At 38.3% G+C, this 26,378-nt stretch carries 21 protein-coding genes; 9 read left to right on the plus strand and 12 right to left on the minus strand.

Features of this window, described 5'->3' with window-relative positions:
• Positions 1 to 122 precede the first annotated feature (122 nt).
• A complete protein-coding gene (locus H4O18_RS18685) occupies positions 123 to 1,022 on the minus strand; it encodes a MerR family transcriptional regulator (protein ID WP_187587483.1) in 900 nt (299 codons plus the stop codon).
• A gap of 206 nt (positions 1,023 to 1,228) precedes the next feature.
• Here H4O18_RS18685 and H4O18_RS18690 point away from each other — a divergent pair, with 206 nt between their 5' ends.
• Positions 1,229 to 3,463: an FUSC family protein gene (locus H4O18_RS18690; protein ID WP_187587485.1), complete on the plus strand. Its 2,235-nt coding sequence runs from the start codon at positions 1,229 to 1,231 to the stop codon at positions 3,461 to 3,463.
• A gap of 240 nt (positions 3,464 to 3,703) precedes the next feature.
• Positions 3,704 to 5,011 carry a Na+/H+ antiporter NhaA gene (nhaA, locus tag H4O18_RS18695; RefSeq protein WP_187587487.1) on the plus strand — a complete coding sequence of 436 codons (1,308 nt, stop codon included), beginning with the start codon at positions 3,704 to 3,706 and terminating at the stop codon, positions 5,009 to 5,011.
• Positions 5,012 to 5,058: 47 nt separating this feature from the next.
• On the opposite strand, the gene H4O18_RS18700 is transcribed toward nhaA, so the two are convergent.
• The 3 genes from H4O18_RS18700 to H4O18_RS18710 all read right to left on the minus strand — a co-directional run bounded on the left by H4O18_RS18700 (position 5,059) and on the right by H4O18_RS18710 (position 9,797).
• On the minus strand, positions 5,059 to 6,213 hold the full coding sequence (locus H4O18_RS18700) for a PepSY-associated TM helix domain-containing protein (RefSeq protein ID WP_187587489.1): 1,155 nt from the start codon (positions 6,211 to 6,213) through the stop codon (positions 5,059 to 5,061).
• Positions 6,214 to 6,233: 20 nt separating this feature from the next.
• Positions 6,234 to 8,612 (minus strand): TonB-dependent receptor, encoded by a 2,379-nt coding sequence (locus tag H4O18_RS18705; RefSeq protein ID WP_187587491.1) that lies wholly within the window; start codon positions 8,610 to 8,612, stop codon positions 6,234 to 6,236.
• Between the two features lie 342 nt (positions 8,613 to 8,954).
• Positions 8,955 to 9,797: a universal stress protein gene (locus H4O18_RS18710; protein ID WP_187587493.1), complete on the minus strand. Its 843-nt coding sequence runs from the start codon at positions 9,795 to 9,797 to the stop codon at positions 8,955 to 8,957.
• A gap of 358 nt (positions 9,798 to 10,155) precedes the next feature.
• On the opposite strand from H4O18_RS18710, the gene H4O18_RS18715 reads away from it, so the two are divergent.
• Together H4O18_RS18715 and H4O18_RS18720 are read left to right on the plus strand one after the other, a co-directional pair.
• Positions 10,156 to 11,238 carry a DUF6544 family protein gene (locus tag H4O18_RS18715; protein ID WP_187587495.1) on the plus strand — a complete coding sequence of 361 codons (1,083 nt, stop codon included), beginning with the start codon at positions 10,156 to 10,158 and terminating at the stop codon, positions 11,236 to 11,238.
• Positions 11,239 to 11,456: 218 nt separating this feature from the next.
• Positions 11,457 to 12,425: a bile acid:sodium symporter family protein gene (locus H4O18_RS18720; RefSeq protein ID WP_187587497.1), complete on the plus strand. Its 969-nt coding sequence runs from the start codon at positions 11,457 to 11,459 to the stop codon at positions 12,423 to 12,425.
• Between the two features lie 80 nt (positions 12,426 to 12,505).
• Here H4O18_RS18720 and H4O18_RS18725 read toward each other — a convergent pair whose 3' ends face one another.
• From H4O18_RS18725 to H4O18_RS18755, 7 genes are all read right to left on the minus strand, one after another.
• Complete coding sequence (locus H4O18_RS18725; RefSeq protein ID WP_222942469.1) at positions 12,506 to 13,927, minus strand: sulfatase family protein; 1,422 nt, start codon at positions 13,925 to 13,927, stop codon at positions 12,506 to 12,508.
• A gap of 73 nt (positions 13,928 to 14,000) precedes the next feature.
• Positions 14,001 to 15,083 carry a phosphotransferase family protein gene (locus tag H4O18_RS18730; protein WP_187587499.1) on the minus strand — a complete coding sequence of 361 codons (1,083 nt, stop codon included), beginning with the start codon at positions 15,081 to 15,083 and terminating at the stop codon, positions 14,001 to 14,003.
• A gap of 48 nt (positions 15,084 to 15,131) precedes the next feature.
• The gene (locus H4O18_RS18735; RefSeq protein WP_187587501.1) at positions 15,132 to 16,310 is read right to left on the minus strand and encodes an acyl-CoA dehydrogenase family protein; all 1,179 of its coding nucleotides are present in this window, start codon (positions 16,308 to 16,310) and stop codon (positions 15,132 to 15,134) included.
• A gap of 85 nt (positions 16,311 to 16,395) precedes the next feature.
• On the minus strand, positions 16,396 to 17,730 hold the full coding sequence (locus tag H4O18_RS18740; protein WP_187587503.1) for an enoyl-CoA hydratase-related protein: 1,335 nt from the start codon (positions 17,728 to 17,730) through the stop codon (positions 16,396 to 16,398).
• Between the two features lie 69 nt (positions 17,731 to 17,799).
• Positions 17,800 to 18,588, minus strand: coding sequence for an SDR family NAD(P)-dependent oxidoreductase (locus tag H4O18_RS18745; RefSeq protein WP_187587506.1), 789 nt, complete (start codon positions 18,586 to 18,588; stop codon positions 17,800 to 17,802).
• An 84-nt stretch (positions 18,589 to 18,672) separates the two neighbouring features.
• The gene (locus tag H4O18_RS18750) at positions 18,673 to 19,416 is read right to left on the minus strand and encodes an SDR family NAD(P)-dependent oxidoreductase (protein ID WP_187587508.1); all 744 of its coding nucleotides are present in this window, start codon (positions 19,414 to 19,416) and stop codon (positions 18,673 to 18,675) included.
• A 371-nt stretch (positions 19,417 to 19,787) separates the two neighbouring features.
• On the minus strand, positions 19,788 to 20,291 hold the full coding sequence (locus H4O18_RS18755; protein WP_187587510.1) for a hypothetical protein: 504 nt from the start codon (positions 20,289 to 20,291) through the stop codon (positions 19,788 to 19,790).
• A gap of 187 nt (positions 20,292 to 20,478) precedes the next feature.
• Here H4O18_RS18755 and H4O18_RS18760 point away from each other — a divergent pair, with 187 nt between their 5' ends.
• The 3 genes from H4O18_RS18760 to H4O18_RS18770 all read left to right on the plus strand — a co-directional run bounded on the left by H4O18_RS18760 (position 20,479) and on the right by H4O18_RS18770 (position 23,173).
• The gene (locus H4O18_RS18760) at positions 20,479 to 22,050 is read left to right on the plus strand and encodes a hypothetical protein (protein ID WP_187587512.1); all 1,572 of its coding nucleotides are present in this window, start codon (positions 20,479 to 20,481) and stop codon (positions 22,048 to 22,050) included.
• An 89-nt stretch (positions 22,051 to 22,139) separates the two neighbouring features.
• A complete protein-coding gene (locus H4O18_RS18765; RefSeq protein WP_187587514.1) occupies positions 22,140 to 22,547 on the plus strand; it encodes an arsenate reductase family protein in 408 nt (135 codons plus the stop codon).
• Between the two features lie 134 nt (positions 22,548 to 22,681).
• Positions 22,682 to 23,173: a Dps family protein gene (locus H4O18_RS18770; RefSeq protein ID WP_187587516.1), complete on the plus strand. Its 492-nt coding sequence runs from the start codon at positions 22,682 to 22,684 to the stop codon at positions 23,171 to 23,173.
• A 533-nt stretch (positions 23,174 to 23,706) separates the two neighbouring features.
• Here the strand turns inward: H4O18_RS18770 and H4O18_RS18775 are convergent.
• A complete protein-coding gene (locus tag H4O18_RS18775; protein ID WP_187587518.1) occupies positions 23,707 to 24,192 on the minus strand; it encodes a YciE/YciF ferroxidase family protein in 486 nt (161 codons plus the stop codon).
• Positions 24,193 to 24,672: 480 nt separating this feature from the next.
• Between H4O18_RS18775 and H4O18_RS18780 the strand changes: the two genes are divergently transcribed.
• Together H4O18_RS18780 and H4O18_RS18785 are read left to right on the plus strand one after the other, a co-directional pair.
• The gene (locus H4O18_RS18780) at positions 24,673 to 24,930 is read left to right on the plus strand and encodes a SemiSWEET family sugar transporter (protein WP_187587520.1); all 258 of its coding nucleotides are present in this window, start codon (positions 24,673 to 24,675) and stop codon (positions 24,928 to 24,930) included.
• A gap of 282 nt (positions 24,931 to 25,212) precedes the next feature.
• Entirely contained in the window at positions 25,213 to 26,226 is a 1,014-nt protein-coding gene (locus tag H4O18_RS18785; protein WP_187587522.1) for a DNA topoisomerase IB, read from the plus strand.
• Positions 26,227 to 26,378 lie beyond the last annotated feature (152 nt).

Below are 26,378 nucleotides of genomic sequence, written 5' to 3' on the forward strand. Positions count from 1 at the left end.
AGGTTAAATCCCTTGATTTATATCCATGGAGTACGGATTTCTTAGCAAACTGGAGATAACATTAACAATTGGGCGCAGCAAATTTTTGGAGGTTCTCCTATTTTAATGAAGCAATATGTAGATTAGAGCTTTTGGACCAATTGATCTATTCGGGAAAAAGGAACGATGGCTTTGGGCAAGTCTTTTTGATTTATTTCCCGAAGCATATTGCCCAATACCCACAGCTCTGAGGTATTGTCTGTTAATAGCAAATCATGAAAATTTTTGAAATATGCCATAATATTGTCTTTGCCCGGTTGAACGGTAAAATAGGAAATGAATACAATATTGTCATATAAGGGCTTTAAATCCTTTAAACTAAATATTGGGATACTTTGTCCAAGAAAAATGGCATGGTAGCCTTTAGACAGGATTTCATAATTAAGAAACATTAGCCCCAACTCATGTATTTCATTATCAGGAAGATATAGCACAAAGGTTTTGGAAGTTTTGGTGGGTGTGTTAAATTGTAACTTTTCAGTATTCACCAAAACCTTTTGCTTGATCAAGGCGCAAATAAAATGTTCGTGGGAGGGTGTAATGGTATTAGTCTGCCAAAGTAGTCCCAATTCATGTAAAAAGGGAATAAAATCTTCATAGAAGATATTCCGAAAAGATTTTGCTTTTAATAGCTCGTTATAAGTTTTGAAGAACAGACCTTGGTCAAAATTCATCATCGACATTTTAAAAGAATTTAAAACATGTCCGTTGTTACTTTGCTCCGAAACCAAATCTCTCACAACGTTTGGAATTTTATCCTCTCCAAGTTGCGATATCTTTGAAATCTTATAACCGTTATTATAGAGAAACGTAACGTTCAGTAGTTTCTGTAGGTTCTCTATATTGTAGCATCTTATGTTGGTATCCGTTCTGTTTGGTTGAAAAAGATTGTAACGTTTTTCCCATATTCTGATAGTATGAGCCTTTATGCCAGAAAGATTTTCAAGGTCCTTGATGCTAAAGTTACTTTTAACGTTGTTCATTATTTTGGAAAAAAAGTTAAACAAAAGTATAATTTTTATGGCTCATTTCAAAGTTGGGGTAAAAGCTAAGCTCAACGGAGCTCAGTCCTTTCTTATTTTACTGGACTGTAGTGTTATCTTAAAATCCGGAAACCCAACAAATACTAAATTTTAATATTTGTTGTGCAATTGGCCAAATCGTATCTTTAGGGCTGAACAATTACATTTTGATATCAATTTCCCAATCCATTTCCTCTAATAGTAGGGAACTGTTGCAGTTCTTGAAAAGTACTAGTTTCTCCAAGGCAATACTCATCGCCATTGCGGTTACCTTGCCCATTTTAGGGGGTATTTTATCTGGACATTTAGAAATTGGACTGGCTCTTTGCTTAGGGGCCTTTTGGAGTTCACCAAGTGATGTCAGTGGAAGTTACCGCCACAAAAAATTTGGAATCCTGTTTTCTGCGGTATTGGTCATGGTAGTGAGTTTTATTGGAGGATATTTGAAGTTTGAGGCTTGGTTGCTACTGCCAATTTTAGGGATTTTGACATTTGCCATTGCGTTTATCTCGGTTTATGGGTTTAGGGCATCATTAATTAGTTTTTCGGGCTTGTTGGCCTTGGTGTTGAGTTTCGCCCATGATTCCCAGGAATTGGAGATCTATGAATATGCCTTTTTGGTAGGTGTTGGTGGACTTTGGTATTTGTCGTTGGCAGTCCTTTGGTACCGCATAAACCCAAAAGCTCAGACTGAGGAACTTTTTGGGGAAACTTTTGTTCTTACTGCTGAATTTCTTGAAACTCGTGGTAATTTGGTTGGACCGCAAACCGATCGAAAGGAATTGCAGACCAAATTATATGAAATACAAAGTAAATTAATTGAGCATCACGAAACCCTAAGGGAAATTTTGCTTCTGTCACGGAGAACCTCAGGCCGATCTAATTATCAGGCCAAACGATTATTGGTATTTGTTCAATTGGTAGATATGCTTGAAACGGCAATTGCCAATCCCGTGAATTATGATAAAATGGATGCGCTTTTCAACCACCATCCGGAATATATAAAGAGCTTTCAGAACCTAATATTCGAAATGTCCCGTCAATTAAGGGTAATGGCCGAGGTGGGAACCGACCAAAGTAAGTTTCCGAATAATTCTAAATTGGCCGATTGTTTTACCAAGGTGAAACAGGAAATTGATTTTTTTAGGAAGGAAAGGGAGGCTTCCGATTACGAGGGATTCCTAATGCTTCAAAACCTTTTGGAATATCAGGAAAAGCAATTTGAAAAACTTAAAAAGATAAAATGGCTCTTAGGGAATCCGGATATGGGTTCTGTCGATTTAGTGGACCGGAATGCTTCCAAACGTTTTATAGTGTCCCAAGATTATGATCCCAAATTATTGTTAAGGAACTTTAGTTTTAAGTCGACCATATTTAAACATTCGTTGAGGTTAGCGGTTACTGTCATGATTGGGTACGCTCTTGGTTCGTACTTCGATTTTCAGAATCCTTATTGGATTCTCTTAACCATAATCGTAATTATGCGCCCAAGTTATGGGCTTACCAAATCTCGATCAAAGGATAGAATTATCGGAACTCTCATAGGCGGTGCCATTGCAACCGGCTTTGTTTTTCTAACTCAAAATCCCTATGTATTTGGAGTTCTGGGAGTGGTGTCGTTGGTTATTGCCTTTTCAATGGTTCAAAGGAACTATAGGGCCGGGGCAACCTTTATAACCTTGAGTGTTGTATTTATTTACGCCATTATGCGTCCAGATGTCCTAACCGTAATTCAATACCGAGTATTGGATACTTTGATCGGAGCAGGACTTTCCCTTGTGGCCATGTTGTGGATTTGGCCGGCTTGGGGATTCATGGAAATAAGACATCAATTGGAAAATAGCGTTAAAGCCAATAGGGAGTTTCTTTCCCAAATAGCCAATTATTATGAACGCAAGGGAAAAGTGACCACTACCTACAAGGTGTCGCGCAAGGAAGCTTTTGTTGAAACTTCCAACCTTAGTTCTGCTTTTCAACGAATGGCACAAGAACCCGTGTCCAAACAAAAATATTTGGATAAAATTTATGAACTGGTAGTGCTGAACCATACCTTTCTATCATCATTGGCATCGTTCAGTACCTATATCCAGAACAATCCTACCACAGAAGCCTCTGTAAAGTTCAAAAACTTTATTTCTAAAATTGATCAAAACCTGGGGCAAGTACTACTCGCTTTGAAAGATTCAGAATCATACGAGGCACCTACGGAGCTTCAATTGGAAGAATTTTCCAAGGAGCAGCTTCCGACATTTTTACCCCAGAACATAGGGCTTTCCCCAATGTTGGATATTCAATTGGATCGGGATCTTCAAGAAGCCCACCTTGTTACGGAGCAATTGCAATGGCTATTTTCCTTAAGCGGGAAAATGCTTAAGTTGATATCAAAAATCGAGTTTGATTAAAATCCGTCCAGACATATATTAAATTGCCAATAGGAAAAGTAGGGAAGCCATGGCAGGCCTAATGCTTGAACGTTGTAATGGGATTTTTTGATCTAAACCAGGCCCTAATGCCTTTTTGATTGGTGTCAATATGGCTTGGAAGAGAAACCGCACTTAGGAATTAAAGCTTGTACTTTGGTATTTGTGGCATTTATGTATTTTTACATTTATGGCATTTCCGTTCACTCACTTTTAAATTATATGATTAAAAGAATTATTCTTACACCGTTTCAAAAATTTGTTAAAATAGAGAGTTTAAGTGGTATCCTCTTGTTTGGTGCCACGCTCGTAGCCCTGATCTGGGCCAATTCTGGGTTTAGTGAATCTTACAATTCTCTATGGCAATATAAAATTGGCATCGGCTCCGACGCCTTTCAGCTTACAAAACCACTTTCTCTTTGGATAAACGATGGGCTGATGGCCTTATTTTTCTTTTTGATCGGATTGGAGATAAAAAGAGAGCTGCTTATAGGAGAACTTAACGAACTGCGCAAAGCTATATTTCCCTTGTTTGCGGCACTCGGGGGAATGCTATTTCCGTTGGCCTTATTTCTTTTTTTAAATAATCAGCCTCAAACGGCTCCAGGTTGGGGAATTCCGATGGCAACGGATATTGCCTTTTCATTAGCAATTCTTCAGCTCCTAGGGAATAGGGTTCCCTTAAGTTTAAAAATATTCCTAACTGCCTTTGCCATAGTGGATGATTTGGGTGCTGTCTTGGTAATTGCTATTTTTTATAGCGGTGGGGTTGATTGGCTTTTAATTTTATATTCTTTAATTCCCTTACTGGTGCTTTCGTATCTCGGTTTTAAAGGTATTTATTCCAAATATCTGACGGTAATTCTTGGCTTTATTATTTGGTTGTTATTTTTAAAATCGGGCATACATCCTACAATTGCTGGTGTATTAGTGGCCTTTACCGTGCCCATACGGCAAAAGGTGGATATGAATTATTTCAAGGAGAACCTATCCAAAATAATTGAAGGTATTTCCCGATCTAATAACGAGAAGGTTCCTATCCTGTCCAAAGAACAAATAGAACATATGGACGACCTGGAAGATTTGACAGATAAATTTACCTCGCCACTTCAAAGGTTGGAACATCGACTTCATGGTTGGGTAGCTTATTTTATTATGCCGGTTTTTGCCTTGGCCAATGCAGGAGTGGTTTTCAGTGCCACAGTAGATTTTGATACCTCGTTGATGATAAATATCGCTATAGCTTTGTTTCTAGGTAAATTGATTGGGATCACTTTGATGTCTTGGTTGGGTGTTAAACTCAGGTTAGCATTATTGCCCGATGATATGAACTTTATTCAGGTTGCGGGAATAGCTATTTTGGCGGGGGTAGGCTTTACCATGTCCATTTTTATTGCCAATCTGGCATTTTCAGATAATGTAATGCTCATAGACTCTGCTAAGGTGGGTATTTTGATAGGCTCTGTTTTTTCCGGTTTGGTGGGATATCTGGTACTAAGATTTAGCGGTAGAAAGGAAAAGGGCCAATAATGGCCCTTATGTTCACTATATTTTTGTGAAATTATATTAAAATTGCTTTAAGCCAGTACCGGTTGTTTCTTTTTCGACTTTTTTATTTTCAGTTTTTTGATCCATATAATGGTTCCCGTAATGGGTAAACTAGTAGCGACCAAGCAAGCTAAAAAGTAAATGATCTTTGAAAATGAGCCGTATATAGTACCCATATGTATGGGTCTGATCAAGGAGGCTATCTGAACGTTCAATGGTTTGCTGGAAAAAAGTTCCTTATGGATTATTGTTCCGTCCCTGTCCAATACAAGCTTATCGGTTATCACAGGTGAAAATCTGGAAGTATTGGTTTTTGTAATCGTATAAACATCATTTTCTTGGACAGGAACAGCAACATTGGTCTCGCCCTTGTAAGCTAGTTCAGCAGAAGCAATGTACAGTATCTCTTCAAAAGATTTTATGGAAGCATTGGGCTTTACGGCCGACTCAAATTTAGGTCCGCCACCGCGATTGCCAAAAACTTTAGTCCCTAAAACGGCACTGCCAGCGTCCCTGTACCACTCAAAGGACCAAAAGAGTCCGGTAAGGGACATGATAACCAAAAAAATACAAGCGTAAAATCCAAGTGTGTTATGTAGGTCGTGGTTGATCCGTTTCCAATTCGCCTTAAACTTAATTTTAAAGCCTGGTTTAAAATTCTTCCATTTCAATTTTTTAGGAAACCATAATACTATACCACTGATAGCTAGCAAGATAAATATTATGGTGGCTACACCTACGATGGGTCTACCTATTTCGGTATCCATCAATAACCATCTATGCATTTTGAACATGGTTAAAAAAAATCCCTCCAATGAAGATTTTTGTTCTTTTTGGTATTCCCCTGAAAATGGATTTACAAAATAGGTAGTGCCCCGCCTCTCCTTAGAGGAAGTTTTTACACTGAATTTTAGCGCTTCTTTTGTTGATTCGGGAATGGTGATAGTGCTTACGATGCCTTCCGCAGCTAAAGATTCTGATAATTGCTCCATAGAAAGCGTATTGCCTGTGGCATCGGCAACAACAAAATCTTTGACAAAAAGGTCCTTGATTTCCTCTTCAAAAGTCAATACAGTACCACTTAAACAGACAAGGAATAAAATAATTCCACTGCCTATCCCCAGCCAGAGATGCGCATCATTGATAAACTTTCTAAAAGTATATTTTTTAACTTTTTTGGACATAATTCAAGAATTGTAAATTGTTAAAGTGTGTATCGCAGTATACCAGCGAAGGATCTAGGGTCTGTTTGATTGATATAGCTGGTACGATATGCATTGTATCCTATTTCATTAAAAACGTTGTTCATCATAAGCCGAACTTCCCAATGATTATTGAACCTATAACCTGCCTGAAGGTTGGTCAAGGTATAAGCTTCCACGTTGAATGGCTTTTCATTTGGAACTATTCCTTCGTGAGTAACCGGCCCTGACGACCAATCGTTTATAGGTCTTTCTCCTGTATAGTATACCCCACCACCCAAGGAAAGTCCTTCGAGCATACCTTCAAATTTATAGTCCAAATATACATTTGCGGTGTGTTTAGGGGTATTCAATGGGGCAGAACCGTATACGTAAGAGGTGTGTTCCTTGTATTGTGCATCTATATAGGAATAGCCTGCAACCGCAGTCAAGTTTTCCAAGATACGTCCTGTGAGTTCCACTTCCAGTCCCTGCCTCTGATCGTTACCACCCTTTTGGTAAAAACCTGTGGCTACCCAGTTTTCGTCATACACCGGTAAATTAATGTTCTTGTTATTGATTTTAAAAAGGGTAAGGTTAAACCTTAGGCGGTCTGTGAACCAACTGGTTTTTACACCTGCTTCCAATTGGTCAAAACGTTCATTCCCCAAAGCTTCGCCATTGACACCCAAGCGAGCGGCAGTTCTTGGGTAGGCACTATTGGTATAGGAGGCAAAAACGTTAATGTTCTTATAGGGGCTAACAATAATACCGCCAAGTGGACTAAAGGCATCACTTTTATTATTTTCTAGATCGGTGATGGTTTCTGTAGTACTATATCTAATTCCTAAAAATGATTTAAACCATTGGTTCCAAGAAACCACGTCCTGGGCTACAAGTCCCAAAGATTTGCTTTCTGCTCCCCCTGGGTTTCCACTGTTAAGAGTTACATTGGGCAAAGTACTTGAATTGTTCTCAAAAACATTGATGGTGTCTATGGCGCTTAAAGACTGACTAGTGGTGTTATATTTGGAAGTACGATAGTCGAATCCCACCTGAAAAGTGTGTGTAATGCTTCCGGTTTTAAAATCATCGCCTATAAGATCCACTTGTAAAACGCCGTTATCATCAGATCGGGTAGAGGTAGAGTATCCTCTGGTTCGCAGATTGTATTGCTCCACATCGTCTATTGAAACTACATTACCAAGGCTGGCTCCTTTGTCGTTCAATTTTAATTGGGATTTGTAAAAAGCAGTCTTTAGGGTTAGTTTATCGTTTAGTTGTCTATCAAAACGCAGGGAATAAGTGGTGTTTTTGGTAAGGGAGCGGTCGTTTTCATATCCTAGAAATTGATCTCTGGGAAGATCGTAAATGGCATTGACCTCGTTGGTGGCTAGATTTACGGTACCTACATCTGGGGTTCTACTGTCATCAAAATGGTCGAACTCCATGGTAATTTTGGTCTTATCGTCTATTTTCCATTGTAATGAGGGGTTTATATAGATACGCTCTGAACTGACTCCGTCACGGAAGCTATCTGCACGTTCCAAGGCACCGTTGATACGGAAGGCCATCGACTGATTGTCATCTAAAGGCCCATAAATATCGAATGTGGGTCTAACCTGTCCAAAACTTCCGAAACGTTGTGAAACTGAGCCACCAAATTGGTAGATAGGAGTTTTGGTCACTATATTGATTACCCCTCCTGGACTCCCCAAGTCCGTGGCAACACCTTGTGTAATCGAAGCTGCCCCTTTCAATACCTGAATATTATCTACCCCTTGCATATCTGTTAATATTCCCACACCCCTAAAATCGGAATGTACCCTTACGCCGTTTTTTAAGATAGGTATTCCTCTAAAACCTCGTGACGACATGCTCTCACGCTTGTTGCCATAGGTGGCGAATGTATATACGCCAGGGACGTTTTTGGTAGCTTCCGAAATGGTGAGGGCGCCCTGGTTACTGATCAATTTTTCAGAAATTACGGAAATGCTCTGTATCTGTTCGTAAGGTTCTAAGGGGAGGCGAGTAAGGGCTTCAATCTTGTCTGGGTGCGACAGTCGTCTTCCGAATACCTCTACTTCGCTCAGGGCATTGTCCATATTCAGTTTAATAACCAGATTGCTGATTTGGGATGAGGACAGGTTTAAAGGAAATTTTATAGTTCTAAATCCAACCGAACTAACTTTAATCTGCCATTCGCCATAGGGTATGTCGGTTAAGGTATAATGGCCAAACTCATCGGCCATACCACCTTTTTTCAAGTTCTCTATGAATACATTGGCAAAAGAAACAGGATTGTTTTCACTATCAACTATAGTACCGCTGACAGTGCCGAAATTCTGTGCGCAAATGACGGTTGTGACTAATAAATTGACAAATAAGAGTATTTTTTTCATTCTATTTTAATTTAGACTGGTTATAAATAAAGCGCTAAAATAGAATGGATAATTATATTGACCAAAATTATTTAGAATTATTTTAAATAAGGAGGTATGGAAGTTGATGGGGCTTTATTTAATGGGTGATTACAGCAGATAAGGGGTCCAAAAAAACCTACAGATATAAGTATTTAGGATGATTTTTGAAGTGAAATTATAATGGGATACCATTAGAAAGACCGCCTAAATGGTCTTGGAAAATAACAAAAAGGAATCAAAAATCAGGCCTCAAGACCTTGTAGGGATAATGAAACTTCTGGGCTTGACCATGTCGTGGAGCAAAGGGGTTTACATTAGATTTTATAAACCGGCAGTATTAAAACTTAAGAGGGGTATGGTAATACTCGACACCATTTTTTTTACCAAATCTTTTTGTAGGTATCTTTGAACAAAGGAGTTGTCCTTTCTTTCCAGCATAGCAAATAAGTTGGCTTCGGATTTATCCAAGTATCTATTTAATTCCTCAAAAATTTGATCGGAGAATATTAAATCGAAAGTTATTTTCCCATACTGTACTTTTTGCAGTAGCATGTCTTTAAACCATTCCATCTGTTGATCTCCTGCATATTCCTCTTTAGATGAAATATGTACTATCCTGATCTCAGCGTTGAATATATTGGCGATTTTTACAAGTTTATTGATGGCAAAAATATCGGCCTGTTCAAAATCGGTAGCATAGACCATGGTTTTAAAAGTTTCTAGTTTGGACATTTCAGGAACCGACAAAACTGAGCAAGGTGCTTTTTTGATTAGGCCCGTTGTTGTACTACCCAAAAGAAATTCCTTAATAGCACTAGCTCCCTTAGTCCCCAGAACAATAAGTTCAACATCAAATTCTGTAGCTTTCTCCATAATTGCGTCCACCACCGAAACGTTTTCCTCGACTATGAAATCAATATTGCTGTCTTCCCAAGTATCCCCCAGGTGCTGGGTATAAAACTCTCTTAACTTCAAGTGGTTTTCGGACAATAGCCTTTTTTCTTTTTGAATGTGGCTAACAGAGACCGTGCTAAGGGTTAGAGGAATATCAAAAACGTGCATTACAATTAATTTGCAATTGAATTTTTTTGCCATTAAATGGGCCAACCTTAAAGCGGCGACTGCCTGTAGGGAATAGTCTGTTGCGTAGAGAAAGGTTTTCATCTTTTAATGATTTGAATTTCATTTCCTAAACTATGTCATTAATGGCATTTGCAAAATGACCATTGTCATGAAAAGCCTATTAACCTGATGATATATGTCATTTTCATAATGCCTTAACTGGACTATATTTAATTTATTAAATCTTAAAATTTATTTAGTAATCAACAACGAAGATCAATTTGCGAAGGATAGACCCTGGGCTTAACTATATGTGACGCTTGAGCACAGGAAATTGGACTTGGAGTGTTATGGTGGCAATCTTCGTTTATTACATCATCTACTGGATAATTACTTTATATAGATATGTAAAATGAATTATGAAATTACTTAACTCTTATATAATTCAAAGGTGTAGAATATGCGTATTGCAGTGATAATTATCTTGGTCATTCATGGCCTCATACATTTTGTGGGTTTTGCCAAGGCTTTTCATTTAGGAGATATGGCGCAATTTACCAAAGAAATTTCAAGGCCTATCGGGTTGCTTTGGCTCTTAACGGCATTGTTGTTTCTGGTGACTGCCATTCCAATACTTTTAAAAAAAGATTGGTGGCCAATTCTTGGTATTTCAGTAGTGTTCCTTTCCCAATACTTGATTTTCACCGTTTGGGCAGATGCAAAATATGGTACTATTCCCAATGTCATTATTTTTTGCGTAGCAATCGCGGGCCTTGGCAACCTAATATTTGAAAATAGTTATAAAGAGGACGTAATATCTGTCATGACGGACAAATCACCGGTTAATGAAGTTTTAACGGAAAAGGACTTGGGGCCTTTGCCAATTTGCGTACAAAAGTATTTGAAATATGTAGGTGTGGTGGGAAAACCCAAAGTAATTAATGTGAGAATTGTTTTCGAAGGCGAAATGCGGGAAAGGGGAAAGGATTGGTTCCACTTTAGATCGGAACAATATAATTTCTTTGGTTCGCCAACTCGATTGTTCTTCATGAAGGCCAAGGTAAATGGAATTCCAACAAGTGGTTACCACAAATACAATAAGGACGGAGCGAGTATGCGTATTAAACTCTTATCCTTATTCCCAGTGGTGGACATTGATAAACCCCAATTATACCCTACTGAAACCGTCACTTTTTTTAATGACCTCTGCTTATTTGCCCCTGCTGCCCTAATTGATGATCGAATTACCTGGGAACCTATAGATTTACTGAGCACAAAGGCCATCTTTACAAATAATGGAACTTCCATATCAGCTATTTTGTACTTTAATGAAAAGGGGCAGCTGGTAAATTTTGTTTCCAACGACCGTTATTCCGTTTCAGAATTAAAAGTCTTTCCCTTTTCCACTCCTGCTAGTAGTTATAGAGATGTAAATGGCTATCAATTGCCCACCTATGGAGAGGCCATATGGCATTATCCAGAAGGGGAATTTGTTTATGGGAAATTCAGGGTTATGGATATAGATTATAATGTCACCGATTAAAAATTATAGATAGTAGGTGGAAAGATGAATAAGGAGGTGAAACAGTTTCCACCTTACAAAATAATATTTTAATTTTGATGCCGTAATGTCAGCTTGTTTGAAGGCAAAATAGTAAGGATTATAATTTGTATTGACCTTAGTTTCTGGTTGTATAAATTTATCCAACATGGAATTACTTCAAATATTTTACCAGACCTGTCGTAACATAGAAAACAAATATGAAAATTAAGATCGATGGGTTTGTCCTGTCCATTATAGCTGTCATTGGGATAGCTTATTTTTTTCCGCAATGGGGAACGTCGGAAAGTAGCATCCCGATCGATACGATTAGTGCTATGGGCATTTTCTTGATTTTCTTTTTTTACGGACTTAAATTGAGTCCTTCCAAGATAAAATCGGGTCTTAAAAATTGGAAACTGCATCTGTTGGTACAGGCCACAACCTTTATAGTTTTTCCCCTTATTGTATTGGCTTTTCATCCAATTTTGCAAAATGAAGAGCAGGAGATGCTTTGGTTGGTCTTCTTTTTTTTAGCAGCTTTGCCGTCTACCGTCTCTTCCTCAGTGGTTATGGTCTCCATGGCCAAGGGTAATATCCCGGCCGCAATTTTCAATGCCAGTATTTCCGGTATAATAGGTATCGCCATTACCCCACTTTGGATGGGACTCTTTGTACAGGCGGCCCAAGCAGATTTTGATTTTACAGAAATCTATACAAAACTAATTGTGCAAATAATTTTACCGGTAGTATTGGGAATTATTCTTCAGCGTTACTTTGGCGAATTTGCACAAAGAAATAATAAGCGGTTAACCCTGTTTGATAAATCCATTATCCTGCTTATCATTTATAAAAGTTTTGCAGGATCTTTCGAGGGAAATATATTTAGTTCAATATCCTTAATGAATCTATTGTTTCTCTTTTTTGCTGTGCTGGTATTGTTTTATACAGTGTTTTATTTAACAGGCTTTGTAGCCAACAAAATGAAATTCAACACTGAAGATCAGATTACTGCCCAATTTTGTGGCACAAAAAAATCCTTAGTGCACGGTACCGTTTTCTCCAAAATTTTGTTTGGAAATATGGCTTCCATAGGCATTATTTTGCTGCCGCTTATGATATTCCATGCTACACAGATTCTGATTTTAAGCATAATTGCCAGTAAACGTGCCAGCAGATCAGAGGAGTAGGAGCCTATCGCAGAAGCATAGCCTAAAAACACAATAGACTAAGCTTTTATTGAACTTTAGGGCTGTTGCCTCACAATAATTTATTCTATATCCACCAGTTGGTCTTTACCCTTTACCAATTTGGATTGGTGCTCCTTGACCATAAGATTAATTTCGGCAAGAATTTCTTGGTGACTTGCCCCCAAATCAAAGTTTTCAGATGGGTCCACACTTAAATTATATAAGATAGGTGGATTATGTACCTCCTTTTTGCCAAACTGGCCGTAGGAACCCTCGGTAATATAATGCGCCTTGTAATCTCCAAGTCGGGCCGCATACAACTGTGTTCCCCTGTAGTAGAAAACACCTTTTCTTTGAGTTGGTTCGTTTTTTAATAAGGTGCCACTAATGTCAAAGCCATCCATAATCCTGTCCTTGGGCATGGGTACACCGGCCAAGGCACTAAAGGTAGAGAAAAGGTCCATGGTGGTACCCAACTCGGATATCACGGCTGGCTTAATGTTGGTAGGTGACCAAAATATGCAGGGTTCCCGCATGCCACCTTCCCAGGTCATACCTTTTCCGGCTTTCAGCAATCCTGCACTACCGCCATTAACCCCATAGGAAAGCCAAGGGCCATTATCGGAAGTAAATACCACAATGGTATTCTTGTCCAATCCTTCTTCTTTTAGGGTAGCAATAATTTGTCCTATGCCATGATCAATTTCCTCCAGTACATCTCCATAAATACCCCTTTTACTTTTGCCCAAAAAGTCCTCTGATGCAAATAGGGGTATGTGGGGCAGATTGTGCGCCAAGTAAACAAAGAAAGGATTGTTCTTATTTTTTTTGATGAAAGAAATAGTTTCCTCCGCATATCTTTTGGTAATGGTATTTTGATTGGCAGGCCTTTCTATTATTTCCGTATTCCTCATCAAGGGAACATTAAAATTTTCGGTGGGTAAATTTCCTCTGGCCTCCTTAAATTTTGTTCGGTCGCCCACAAAATCCATGTCGTTGGAGTAGGGGATGCCAAAATAATAATCAAAACCATTGTTGGTGGGCAGGTATTCTTCCTTATGGCCTAAATGCCACTTGCCTATACATGCGGAATTATATCCAACTTTCTTCAGTTGCTCTGCCAAGGTAATCTCGGAGCTTGGTAAACCATATTTAGAGTTTGGAAACAACACCCTTTTTGTATCACTTGCCATTCCGCTTCTTACGGGTAACCGTCCTGTTAATAAGGCAGCCCTACTCGGGGTACAGACACTGGCCCCTACGTAAAAATTGGTCCATTTTTGGCCCTCGGACGCCATTTGATCCAAATGCGGTGTTTTAATGGTGGGGTGACCATAAATACCTAAATCGCCATATCCTAAATCGTCCGCAAAAATGATAATGAAATTGGGGGTTTTACCTAAATTTTCCTGACTATAGCCATTGCAGTAGAATGAGGCAACGAACAAAAGGGTCATTAGAATTCTAAAAATTTGAACTGCAGCGGGTTTGGATTTAATCATGGAAGGGTTTATAATTTAAATGGGTTGGAAGATAATAAAAAAGATTCTAGGTATTTATGAAACTTATTTTAGTTTAAAATAGATTGTCCAATCTTTTTTTTACTATGGCCTGATTTGCTATTTCACCAAGTAGTTTTACCCCGTCAATCAGTTTTTCAAATCGGGGATCCTGTGTAAATCCTTTTTTGTAGCGGTAGTATATTTGTTGAATAATCACCGCTATTTTGAATATTCCATAGACGTAGTAAAAGACAATATTGTTTACTTCCCGTCCACTTTTAAGAGTGTATTGCTGAACCAATTCTTCCCGAGATAGGTTTCCAGGCAGATTTGTAGGTGTAAGGTTCAAGGCCTTCATAAAGTCGGGGTCATTGGGGTTTACCCAATAACCAAGAGAGGTTCCCAAATCCATTAACGGATCTCCTATTGTGGCCATTTCCCAATCCAGCACAGCATTGATTTTGGTCCAATCCTGGGTGTCCAACACTAAATTATCGTATTTAAAATCGTTATGGATCAGCGTATAGCTTTTAGACTCCTTTGGCATATTCACGCTTAACCAATTTGCAGCAGCCTCAATTTTTGGTATTGGGTCTGTTTTCGATTTGTAATAACGTCCGGTCCAACCTTCAATCTGACGTTGCATATACCCTTCCGGTTTACCAAAATCTTCCAATCCAATTTCCCTAACGTCCAGCTTGTGCAGGTCTACCAAGGTATCCACAAAACTTTTTGAGATGCCTAGCATTAGGGCTGGGTCGGGAATCATATCAATAGGCATATTTGCCCTCAATATTACACCTTTCATTCGCTCCATCAGGTAGAAGGGACAACCCAAAATAGTTTCATTATCACAATACAGAATAGGACCTGGTACTTTGCCGTAATTTGGTTTTAAAGCAGTTAAGATGTCGTACTCCCGCTTCATATCGTGCCCAGATTTTACATTGGCACCAATAGGAGGTCTTCTAAGTACATATTCGGTCTTTCCTATTTGTAACAGATATGTTAGGTTGGAATAGCCACTTGGAAATTGGGATATCTTTATGTCACCCTCTAGGGATAAGAATTGGTTTAAATAGGATTTCAAATTATCCATTGGTAATTCCTCCCCTTTACGTACCGTGGCTGATTTATCGTTCCAAGTGTTCAACATCCTTATTCCTTTTTCCAGACCAAGTAGGTTATTAAAACCTATTGGCTCTTATGTTCTATAATCTTTCAAAATCTGTCTGGCCAAACTGCTTTTGTGTACCTCGTCCGCACCGTCATAAATTCTGGCGGCCCGCTCATGCCTGTAATAGAAAGCCAAAATGGTATCGTCCGTAAGGCCCAAGGCACCATGGACCTGAATGGCCCGGTCAACTACTCTTTGAAGCACGTTGGCGCAATAAAATTTTATTATTGATATCTCCTTTCTGGTTTTGTAGGCTCCCTGTGCATCAATTTTTTTAGCGGCATCCTGAATCAATAATCGGGCAGCATTAATTTCAGCCCGGGATTCGGCAATCCAGTTTTGAACGGTCTGTTTATCTGCCAATGTTTTGCCATGGGCCAATTCCCTAGAAACGGCACGTTTACACATTAGATCAAAAGATCGCTCGCAAATACCCATCCATCGCATGCAATGGTGAATACGTCCTGGCCCCAATCGGTTTTGGGCAATTGTAAATCCCCCACCTTCAGCGCCGAGTAGATTGGATTGTGGTACTATTACATCTCGGAATCTTATTTCGGAATGACTCTCCCAGCCACTACCGGAATGGCCCATTACGGGTATATTTCTAACCAATTCTACGCCTGCGCCATCTGTTGGCACTATGACCTGACTAGCTTTTTTATGCGCATTTGGGGCATCGGGATTTGTTACCAACATCACAATGGCAAAAGCAGCGCCATCAAAGCCAGTGGTAAACCATTTATGGCCATTTAAAACGTAATTGCCTTCTTTTTTATGGGCCATTGTACCCATATCCACAGGATTGGAGCCGGCATAATCTGGCTCCGTCATTGCAAAACAACTCCTTATATCTCCGGCTAAAAGAGGGTACAGGTATTTTTCTTTTTGTTCCTTGGTTCCAAACTCGATGAGTATTTCCATATTTCCCGCGTCAGGAGCCTGGCAATTAAAGGTGTAATGTCCATACGGACTGGCCCCTAAAATTTCACTAATTTCACCATGCTCGGAATTGGTGAGCCCTAAACCTCCATATTCTTTTGGAATCTGGGGTAACCATAGTCCCTGAGCTTTTACTTTTTTACGAAGTTCATTAAGCTTTGGTAGTTTTTCCTCCCAACTGCAATTTAAAATCCAAGGTTCCAAGGAAAATAATTCTTCCTGAACAAAGGCTCTTACGTTGCTTTTTATTTCTTCGAAATTCATGTTTTATTATTTAGAAGCTTCAATCTACAGGTAACACAGGCCTAAGATATTTTATTGGTAATTATTGGTCCATATGGCGATACTACTATTTGCCAATAAATTTAGCTGGGCGTTTTTCTAAAAAGGCACTTACACCTTCTGCAAAATCATAACTTCCAAAAGTGGCAACTTGTTTGTCGGCCTCAAAAGCTATGGTTTCATATAAATCATGGCCCATAGCATAGAACATATCTTCTTTGGTGATGCCTACCGCCATGGTTGGGCGTTTGGCCAATTCGTGGGCCCAAGCTTTGGTTGTTGAAAGCAAATCAGCATCATCCTTAACCAACTTATTCGTGAGGCCAAGACTTAAACATTCCTGGCCCCCTACTTTTTTACCCTCTACCGCTATTTGCAGGGCTTTACTATATCCCACTTGTCTGGCCAAAAGCCAGCTACCTCCACCGTCCGGCCCCAAGCCAATATTTACAAAAGCATATAATAAGGCACTGTTCCCAGACATTACCCTAAAATCACAGGCTAATGCAATGGAAGCTCCTACACCGGCAGCAGTTCCGTTTATTGCCCCGATAATGGGCTTGCGAAGTGTAAAAAGAGTACGCATTAAGGGTAGGTAGGTTTTGGTAATGTAAGCACGGCCTTCTTCAGGTGTAATTTGACCGAAGACAGCCATATCCGCACCGGCACAAAACCCTTTTCCAGCACCTGTAATTACAACTGCGCGTATGTCATCATCCTTGCGGATTTTGTTGATGGCACTGGTAATTCCGTTTACCACATCGTCTGTAACTGCATTGTATCTTTCGGGTCTATTGAGGGTTATAATTCCGATATCACCCTCCTTTTCAAATAGAACGGTATTGTTTTCGTTTTTTTGGTGGCTATGGTCAGTTTTATTATTGGTAACAGCATCTTCTTGCTTTTTATGGGGGTCGCTATATGCCTGCGCAATAAATTCTGCAACACATGCTGGTTTCTCTTCCCCTTTTAGCTCAAATACAATCTTCAATTTGTATTTTCCACCACCTTCAAAAGCATCAAATTCCATTAGGGAAACACGGGCCCTTAGTAGGGATCCCACTCGTGTGGCATTCATGAACCTCACTTTGTCCAATCCATAATTTACCCCCATTGCAATATCCATGATTTTGAGAGTTTCAAAGCAGAACTTAGAGGCCAAGGATAAGATTAAAAAACCATGTGCCACCGTTTTTTTGTAGGGCGAATATTTGGCTGACTTTTCTGGATTTACATGAATCCATTGGTTGTCGTCTGTGGTTCTGGCGAAACTGTCGATCATTTCTTGGGTTATGGTCATCCAATTGGATAATCCCAACTCTCTTCCTATGTAATGAGTCAAATCTGATAGATTTGGAATTTCTGTGGAATAAGCCGTATTGGTTACTTTTTCTTCTGCCATTTTCTTCGTTTTATGTATATCGCTATATTCTTTTTTATAAGCTGGGATGTCCAAAGTTTTATGTGTGTTTTAACTGAATCCGCCAGCAATCATATGACCTCCATCGGCCGTGAATACCGATCCGGTACAGTAACTAGAAGCGTCCGACGCCAAAAAGCAGGCTAGTCCAGCCATTTCATCGGGAACAGCCATTCTACCTGAAGGCAGATGACGGGTTACCTGATCCATTATTTTTTCGTTTTGCCATAGTGCCGAGCTAAATTTAGTCTTGATTAGACCTGGACAAATTGTATTGGAACGGATACCGAATTTGCCCCATTCCACTGCTTGCGATTTGGTCAACATAATTACCGCTGCCTTGCTCATGCTGTATAATGCCAATCCTGCGGTAGGTTTCATTCCCTCTACCGAGGAAATATTGATTATACTTCCGCCTCCTCTTTCTTTCATAATAGGATAACATTTATTGGCCAATAGGAAGGGAGCCTTGACATTTATATCCATTATTTTATCAAATAGGGCATGATCCATAGTATCCAATGAGCCATAAAATGGATTGGTAGCGGCGTTGTTAACCAAGATGTCCACACCTCCGTAGATATTGAGAGTTTGTTCCAACAAATTGTGGATTTGATTTTCATCTCCAACATGGCAGGCTACCCCTATAGCTTCCAGTCCATCTAATTTTATATTGTTGGCCACTTCGTCAACAGCTTCTTGATTTCGCGAACTAATAACGACTTTGGCACCATATTCGGCCAGACCTCTGGCAATTGATTCTCCAATGCCCTTACTTGCTCCGGTAACTATGGCCACTTTATCCTTTAAATCGAATTTTTGTTTTATTCTAGTTTTCATGATGGTTTTTATTGGAAGGCCATACGAGTATGAATTTGTTTTGGCGTCTTAAATTTCGATTTTACAGAATATTAATTATTTGTATTACACTGGCATGGCACCACCGTTGGCGTGTAAGGTATGTCCACTTATAAATCCGGCTTCTTTGGAGGCTAGGAATAGATAGGCGTGCCCCATATCTTCAGGAGTGCCTATACGGCCCACAGGTATCATAGAAATCCCCGACTTAATTACATCCTCTGGCATGGAATCCGTCATTTCGGTTTTTATAAATCCAGGGGCAATTGCATTTACGGTGATATTGTATTTGCCAACTTCCCTGCATAGGGAATGGGTAAAGCCCACTATGGCCGCTTTACTGGCGCTGTAGTTGGTTTGCCCGAAGGCTCCATGGAAGGCATTAATGGAAGATGCCGAAATAATCCGTCCATAATTGGCTGCCTTCATATGTGGTACTACCGCCTTGGCGGTGATGTATAAGGAATCTACATTCACCCGCATTACCTGGTCCCATTCCTCACGGCTCATTTTTAGGATAGAGCGGTCACGAATAATTCCTGCGTTGTTGATCAGCACATCTATTTTTCCGTGGTTGGATATAATCTCGGCAACGGCATTATCAACGGATTCTTGGTTAGTAACGTCTACCTTTTGAAAGAATATTTTGCCTCCATTCTTGGTAATTTTGGTGGCTGTTTGTTGGCCATCCTCCAAAACATCCCATAAGGCTACAGTGGCGCCCTCATTACAGAAGACCTTACAGATTCCTTCCCCAATTCCCCTTGCCCCACCAGTAACGATTACGAGCTGTCCTTCCAGTTTTTTCATTTTTATAAAAGTTTGACTGATTTTACTTCAGTAATTTAAAAAACTTTAAAGACAAACTCTAATGATCAAACAAGTATTATTAATAAAGGAATCAGCTATTGCCTTTTAATACTATTGGGGAATTTCCAATACCCGACAATCTATATAAATAAAGATTGAAATATTACTGTGGGGGTATTGTCTGGGTTTGTAAAACCTAGGAAGGTCTAACGAGAGAGTACTTATTAATGGAAATGAAGAATAAAATGAATTATAGCAGCAGCCAGCTATGTAATTTTTAACAGGGATTATTCTAATTTTAAATTTTACGGTAAAGCAGTGAGTTTAAAAAATCCTGGGATTAAATTATTTGACCCCAGGATTCATGTGATTTAAAATTGATATCTTAATCCTAGTGCAATATCCAAACCTAAATCGTTATTATTATAACGTTCATCACCAAAAGCTATTTCTGGCCTAAAGTCCAACGAAATTAACAAGGGGATATCAAAATTGTATTCAATACCTATATCACCTGCGCCAAACACAAAAGTATCGGTATAATCATTACCGTCATTAAAGTTCTTTTTGTCATTAAAACTATAGGATCCAATGCCACCGCCAAGACCAACATACCAATTAAAGCCATTTTCAATATTCCAAACCCATTGGTGCAAGCCGGCAAGTTTAAATCCATCATAATTTTTACCATCTCTCCAACCTAAGTCCAATTCTAATCTATGGGAAGTGCTTAAGCGTGCTTGATAGGAAATTTCACCGCCAAAACCGTCATTGTCACCTAATCTTAACCCTAGGGCATTTTTGGAAATGGATTGGGCATTGGCCGCTACCATTGTTATTGCAACAACTGCTAATACACTAAAAATTTTTTTCATGATTATCTGTTTATTTTTGGCAAGATTAGTGAAAATTTAGCTTCAAAAAGGGTCGCATCAAAACAATTTATAACGCAATTACTAATCGGTGGTTTTATTGTTCAATTCAGTTAATTTTAAATTTTGTTGGACCAATAAATAGGGTTTTAAATCCGATTTTTGTGTTTGATGGTTTTTACTCCAAAATATGGCAATCCAAATTTTAAAAAATACATTATTCAGAACCATCGCTATTGCGGTAGCTATAATTTTTACGATAGTCCTAATTCTGCAATTCGGAGCCAAAAAATATATTATCAATTTCCTTGATAAAAAAATACCTGATCACATTCACTTGGTATATGACCAAGTAGAAGTGAACCTTTTAACGGGCTTTGTTCAATTACAGGATATTACCTTGGGCTTAAGCGACAGGGATTCCGGTGTTAAACTTACCGATATGCAGATGGAGGCAATTAGCTTGGAAGGCTTTGGATATTTCAACTATTTTTTTGGGAACAATATTGGTGCTGACAAAATAAAGTTGCTTAACCCTAAGGTTAGATATTATAGTGGCAATAATTCCGGGAAAATTAATTCCGATTTACCAACGCAGTCGGAAACAGGGAAAGTTTTCACATTGGACCGTTTGGAAATTGTGGACGGTGAACTTGTGGATATTCAAAAAGAAACAGACACTATAAAGCTAATGGTAGAAAAATTGAATTTGTCCGTTGAAAATTTAAAAACGGATAAAATTCTCATTGAAAATAAAATACCATTTTCTTATGGAGCTTACACCTTGAGTACAGGGAATATATTTGTTGATTTGGGCCCTTTTGAAGCTTTAACCGTAAGGGATGCAAGCATAAAAAATAAGGAGGTGGAACTAAATAATGTATCCGTGAAGTCCAAGTATACCAAAGTAACTCTTTCTAAGATATTGGAAAAAGAACGTGACTATATTGCATTGGATATGCCAGTGGTGAAATCGTCCAAAATGGAATTTGGATATAATTCGGACCGATTTTTTCTAAAGACCAATTCAGTTTATATCCAAAACCCGAATTTGGAAATATATCGCGATAAACTGATTCAGGATGATTGGGTGCAAAAAAAATTATACAGCAAGAAATTACGGGAAATGCCCATGGATTTGGATATTTCAGAGATCAGCATTAAAAATGGCCATTTATCATACGCTGAATTGGTGAATGGGGAGACGGTGCCAGGAAAGCTGGTGTTTTCGGATTTGGAGGCAACATTGAACAACATTTCAAATACCTATGAAAATGGAAAGGAGACCGAGATAGAGGCTAAGGCCCTTCTTATGGCGAATGCCCCAATTCAGCTCCAATGGAATTTTGACTCTAGCAAGGAGAATGATGCATTTTACGTATCTGGAAAAGTTAAGGATTTTGAATCTGAAAGTATCAACCAATTTCTTAAATCCAATCTTAGGACGCAGGCAGAAGGTGATATAAATGAGCTTTATTTCACTATAAGTGGAGATGCCATAAGTTCTAGGGGGGATATGAAAATGAAGTATCAGGATTTTCGTTTTATGGTCCTGAAAAAGGATAGGATGGGTGTAAATAAGTTTTTAACATTTATAGGTAATATCATCACCAATGACGGTTCTAAAACCGATGATATGGGCTATAGATATGGAGAGATATATGCTGAGAGGGATACCACCAAATCTTTCTTTAATTATTTATGGCTCAATGTTATGGATGGTATTTTGGATACACTCACCGGAGACGGTAAAAAAGAATAGTTTTTTTTGGAAGTGTAATAGCATCAATCTATAAATTGAATGCGACATTCCAATTTATTGTATTCGCTTAATTTCAGTTAAAAAGTAAAATGGGCATCATTTCAAAAGATAAAAGAAAAATTACACTGTATTACCACTCTGAAACCTCTTTGGGGAAGCAAACCTATGCTTATGTGGAAACTTCAAGGAAGCATGTTCTGGCCATTGATATTGCAAAAACCGAGGTTACTGGTACTCAATGGACAGAAATAGCGGAGGGTTTAGGCATAGAAATAGCTAATCTTGTAAACAAGAACCACCCGGATTTTATTAAGGAGTACGGAGGTCCAAATGTAAATTTGGAGACAGAGGGTTGGATCAACGTACTGAAAAATAACCCACATTTGTTGGTTTGTCCAATTGTAGTTATGGATCATAAGTTTATTAAGCTACCATCTCCTTCCGATTTTGTGCGATTGTTGGAATCTGATAGTGCTGGGACCGAAAATATTGATTGACAATTGAGCGATTTAAGGGTTTCAGATTTTCTAAGGAATTAAAATTAATAGAGATAAGCAAAGAATGGTTTCAATCAATATTATTGAGCCAAGAGCATTAAATTGTGTTAATTAATAAAAATTATAGAAGTACTATGAAAACAACACAAACCGATATCGGAATAAAGAAAGATAATAGAAAGGCCGTGGTAGAAATGCTCGGTAAATTATTGGCGGACGAATATTTGCTATATACCAAACTCAGAAACGCACACTGGAATGTGGAGGGAATTGACTTCCATACCAAGCATGTGTTTTTTGAGGAAGAATATAATAAAATTGAAAAAATTGTAGATGAGGTCGCCGAGAGAATTCGAATGTTGGGATTTTATTCCCCTGGAACCTTAAATGAATTTTTAGATCTTTCACATCTCAAGGATGAAAGTCCAAAAAAGAACGATAGTTATAGTTTTATGGAGGCCTTATTAAAAGATCACACAACCATTATTCAGTTTATACGAGAGAGTATTGGCGAAAATGCAGAGGAACATAACGATGAGGGTACGGCCGATTTTATAACTGGGATTATGCAATTACATGAGCAGATGTCCTGGATGCTCAGGGCATCCCTAAAAACCTTTAAATAGCAGATATACTATACTCAACTATCGCGAACGGCAAGAACAAGTTTCTTGCCGTTTTTTATTCTAGAGGGGTGAATACCCCGAGACTTGTCTCGTTAGTAAGTGGCTAAAGTTTGAAAACGTGTTCCTTTAAAATGCTCCGTGGGCTTGCCCCGGAGAAATTTACTCTATTAGCGTAAAAGGTAATTGCTTGTCGCACAAATTCTTCTCAAATTTATAACGCCTGAAGCTGTATTGTATACTTGGTTAGCCTAAAGGTCTGTTAACATGGGTCTTTAAGTCAATCCAATATCCATTTTATTTTATTCCATCGCATATTGTCATTAAAAAAATTAGTTCAAAAGATGAAGCATCGGGCTACATGACGTTACTTGCCAGGTGTTATATTCAAAAAGATTGGAGACATTTGGGTGTAACTTGATATTTATACATCTATAACTTCGTAAAATTATTTACTTCTTAGAAGTTTTTGAAATAAAAAAGCACCCATATTAAGGGTGCTTAAATGTGGTTAAGCTACTAATCTCCCTTGTAATTTAGGAGATTGATTCCTTGTTAAGTCTACCTTCCGCAAGCTTGTCCAATTTGTTGTCTGCATTGTATTCCTCATCCAAGGTTTTTTGAAGTTCTTCGGCAATTTTCTTATGCCCTAATTCCTTTGCATAGCGCACTGCCGTACCATAACCGGAGATTTCGTAATGTTCTACCCGTTGAGCTTCAGCAATTAGGCCTGCATCCATTACATCATCGTCTTCTGCCTCATCCATAAAACTTTCGGCTTCTTTAATCAGTCCTTCCATAGCCTTACATTTTTCATCCCCAAGTTCTATATCCAATTGTTGTCCAATTTTTTCCAATCTTGTCTTTTGCTCTTTTGTTTCGTCCAAATGGCTTTCGAAAGCTTTTTTAAGCTCTGAATCCGAAGCATTCTTGACCATTTTGGGAAGTGCTTTCAAGAGTTGGGTTTCAGCGCTGTACAAATCCTTTATTTGATGTTCAAATAATTCTTTTAAATTTTTCATGATATATAGTGTTTTATAGATTAATAAATTTCGCTAAAAGTAGTGCAGAGCCTAGCAGAATACAGTGCCAATCAATTATAAAATTAGCTGTATTGATCTATGTGGATTGGAAACTTGCACCATGAGACATTGGTAATATTAAAGAAATATTATTGGGTTAATTTTTTTGGTGAAAACGACCCATATATTTGCCCATTATTCCGAAGTTCAAATTATTGAACCTTCACCATAAAATTTAATAACATTCTAAATGACAGAAGGTTCAATTATTGGCACTTTTGGATTTTGTAGCCTTGACTATTGTTTCTTTAATACAAGGCTGGCAGTCCAATTTTTTCGCCTAAATAAAAAGAGAATACTAATATGGACAATATAACCACTGTAAACTTTTTAATCTTTTTTATAATTGTTCTGTGATTGTAAAGGAGGGATAAGAAGTGGAGGTGAAATTCTTTCTGATAATTTTAAGCCTAAACACCGATGAAAGTAGCTGAATGGATTGGGATATTGGCCGGCATCTTTACGACCATTGCCGCTATGCCCCAGATTATAAAAGTATGGAAGTCTAAAAAAGTTGACGATGTTTCATGGGGTATGTTCTGCATATTAATCTTAGGTGTTTTTTTGTGGACGGTATATGGAATAATTAAAGAGGATTATCCGATTATTATTACAAATGGTATTTCAACAATTCTGAATTCTATTATGTTGGCCCTCATTATAAAATACCGAAAATAACTACTCCATGGATTCCTTTTTATATAATGATTTTATTGGATTTATGGGGCAAGGTCCTTAAAGTCGTTGAGGTTTTTCTTTGGTTGTTGACAAGTATTAAAGTCGCTGGATATGGAGTTGTGTTAGACATTATCAATGAATTTTAATTTCTCCAATAGGGTTGTTGGAATAATCTTTTGTGACAAACATATTTTTAATTGGGTTATCCATAGGAACGGTAATAATTTAATTTAACAATAGCTAGTTCATACATCAAAATCAATTTGTTGGAAAGGGGATATTATGAAAACTATAAAAGAAATTGATGATTCGGCACTTTGTATCTCCCGTAGAAAATGTGGTAGAGGTTATCGTTACTTTGATGAGAATGGATCGCCAATTAAGGAAAAGAAAACCTTAAGACGATTAAAGGGTATGGTTATACCGCCCATGTGGAACGATGTTATGATTTGCCGCTTTGACGATGGTCACATTCAGGCTATCGGCCGAGATCAAAAGGGTCGAAAACAATATATCTATCATTCTATATATGAAAAGAAGCGCCAAGAGGATAAATTTCGTAAGATGTGCAATTTTGCCAATGTTTTACCAAGGATACGAAAAAAGGCCTATCAGGAATTGAAAACTAAAGATTGGACCCGAGAGAAACTTCTTGGACTTATCATATTAATCCTTGATGAATATGGAATTCGTATCGGCAACAAGCAATATAGAGACAGTAATGACACTTATGGCTTGACTACCTTAAGAAGAAAGCATATGGAAATTGAAGATGACGAACTAATTTTTCACTTTAAAGGAAAAAGCAAGCAACTGCGAGAAGTTCATATCGACGATCCCGAACTTATTCCTTTTATTAAGGAAGCAGCTAGTCTGCCCGGTTATGAAATATTTAGGTACCAAGATTCCAATGGGGATTTTCACGATGTGGACAGTGATGAGGTTAACGAATATATAACAAGGCATATGGGCGAAAATTTTTCAAGTAAAGACTTCCGTACCTGGGCAGCCAGTCGGTTGGCTATAGAATTTTATCCGGAAGCATTGGAACAACAGAAAAAAACACAACGTAAGAAATTTAGCAATATCGTTATTAAGATGGTTGCTTCTGAATTGGGCAACACGCCCAGCGTTTGCAAGAATTATTATGTTCACCCAGCAATATTTAACGAAATTGACAAGCAGACGCTTGCGCACCCCAATCCTTTCAAGGAACCAAGAAGTGCCTTTAAACTTTCGGCAAGCGAACAACTGGCATTGGATGTAATAGATCGTAATTATCAGAAGAATGTTTAAACCTTCCATAAGGGTTTAAATTTTAAACATTTGGCGATCATTGTAACCAAATTTACGGGTCGAGGAGTACTTATATTGTATACAATATTACTTTTTTTTAATAGAATATTAATCTTTTAATACAAAACTATAATCGGCAATTGAAATATTGT

It is taken from the genome of Arenibacter arenosicollis, from assembly GCF_014397245.1.
GTDB lineage: Bacteria > Bacteroidota > Bacteroidia > Flavobacteriales > Flavobacteriaceae > Arenibacter > Arenibacter arenosicollis.

Coding starts and splice junctions, on each gene's coding strand:
- H4O18_RS18745 (WP_187587506.1), bottom strand. CDS start 18,588: ATGAAAACTAGAATAAAACAAAAATTCGATTTAAAGGATAAAGTGGCC.
- H4O18_RS18785 (WP_187587522.1), top strand. CDS start 25,213: ATGAAAACTATAAAAGAAATTGATGATTCGGCACTTTGTATCTCCCGT.
- H4O18_RS18710 (WP_187587493.1), bottom strand. CDS start 9,797: ATGAAAACCTTTCTCTACGCAACAGACTATTCCCTACAGGCAGTCGCC.
- H4O18_RS18715 (WP_187587495.1), top strand. CDS start 10,156: ATGCGTATTGCAGTGATAATTATCTTGGTCATTCATGGCCTCATACAT.
- H4O18_RS18740 (WP_187587503.1), bottom strand. CDS start 17,730: ATGGCAGAAGAAAAAGTAACCAATACGGCTTATTCCACAGAAATTCCA.
- H4O18_RS18705 (WP_187587491.1), bottom strand. CDS start 8,612: ATGAAAAAAATACTCTTATTTGTCAATTTATTAGTCACAACCGTCATT.
- H4O18_RS18700 (WP_187587489.1), bottom strand. CDS start 6,213: ATGTCCAAAAAAGTTAAAAAATATACTTTTAGAAAGTTTATCAATGAT.
- H4O18_RS18735 (WP_187587501.1), bottom strand. CDS start 16,310: ATGAATTTCGAAGAAATAAAAAGCAACGTAAGAGCCTTTGTTCAGGAA.
- H4O18_RS18750 (WP_187587508.1), bottom strand. CDS start 19,416: ATGAAAAAACTGGAAGGACAGCTCGTAATCGTTACTGGTGGGGCAAGG.
- H4O18_RS18775 (WP_187587518.1), bottom strand. CDS start 24,192: ATGAAAAATTTAAAAGAATTATTTGAACATCAAATAAAGGATTTGTAC.
- H4O18_RS18685 (WP_187587483.1), bottom strand. CDS start 1,022: ATGAACAACGTTAAAAGTAACTTTAGCATCAAGGACCTTGAAAATCTT.
- H4O18_RS18780 (WP_187587520.1), top strand. CDS start 24,673: ATGAAAGTAGCTGAATGGATTGGGATATTGGCCGGCATCTTTACGACC.
- H4O18_RS18755 (WP_187587510.1), bottom strand. CDS start 20,291: ATGAAAAAAATTTTTAGTGTATTAGCAGTTGTTGCAATAACAATGGTA.
- H4O18_RS18720 (WP_187587497.1), top strand. CDS start 11,457: ATGAAAATTAAGATCGATGGGTTTGTCCTGTCCATTATAGCTGTCATT.
- H4O18_RS18760 (WP_187587512.1), top strand. CDS start 20,479: ATGGCAATCCAAATTTTAAAAAATACATTATTCAGAACCATCGCTATT.
- H4O18_RS18765 (WP_187587514.1), top strand. CDS start 22,140: ATGGGCATCATTTCAAAAGATAAAAGAAAAATTACACTGTATTACCAC.
- H4O18_RS18770 (WP_187587516.1), top strand. CDS start 22,682: ATGAAAACAACACAAACCGATATCGGAATAAAGAAAGATAATAGAAAG.
- H4O18_RS18730 (WP_187587499.1), bottom strand. CDS start 15,083: ATGTTGAACACTTGGAACGATAAATCAGCCACGGTACGTAAAGGGGAG.
- nhaA (WP_187587487.1), top strand. CDS start 3,704: ATGATTAAAAGAATTATTCTTACACCGTTTCAAAAATTTGTTAAAATA.
- H4O18_RS18725 (WP_222942469.1), bottom strand. CDS start 13,927: ATGATTAAATCCAAACCCGCTGCAGTTCAAATTTTTAGAATTCTAATG.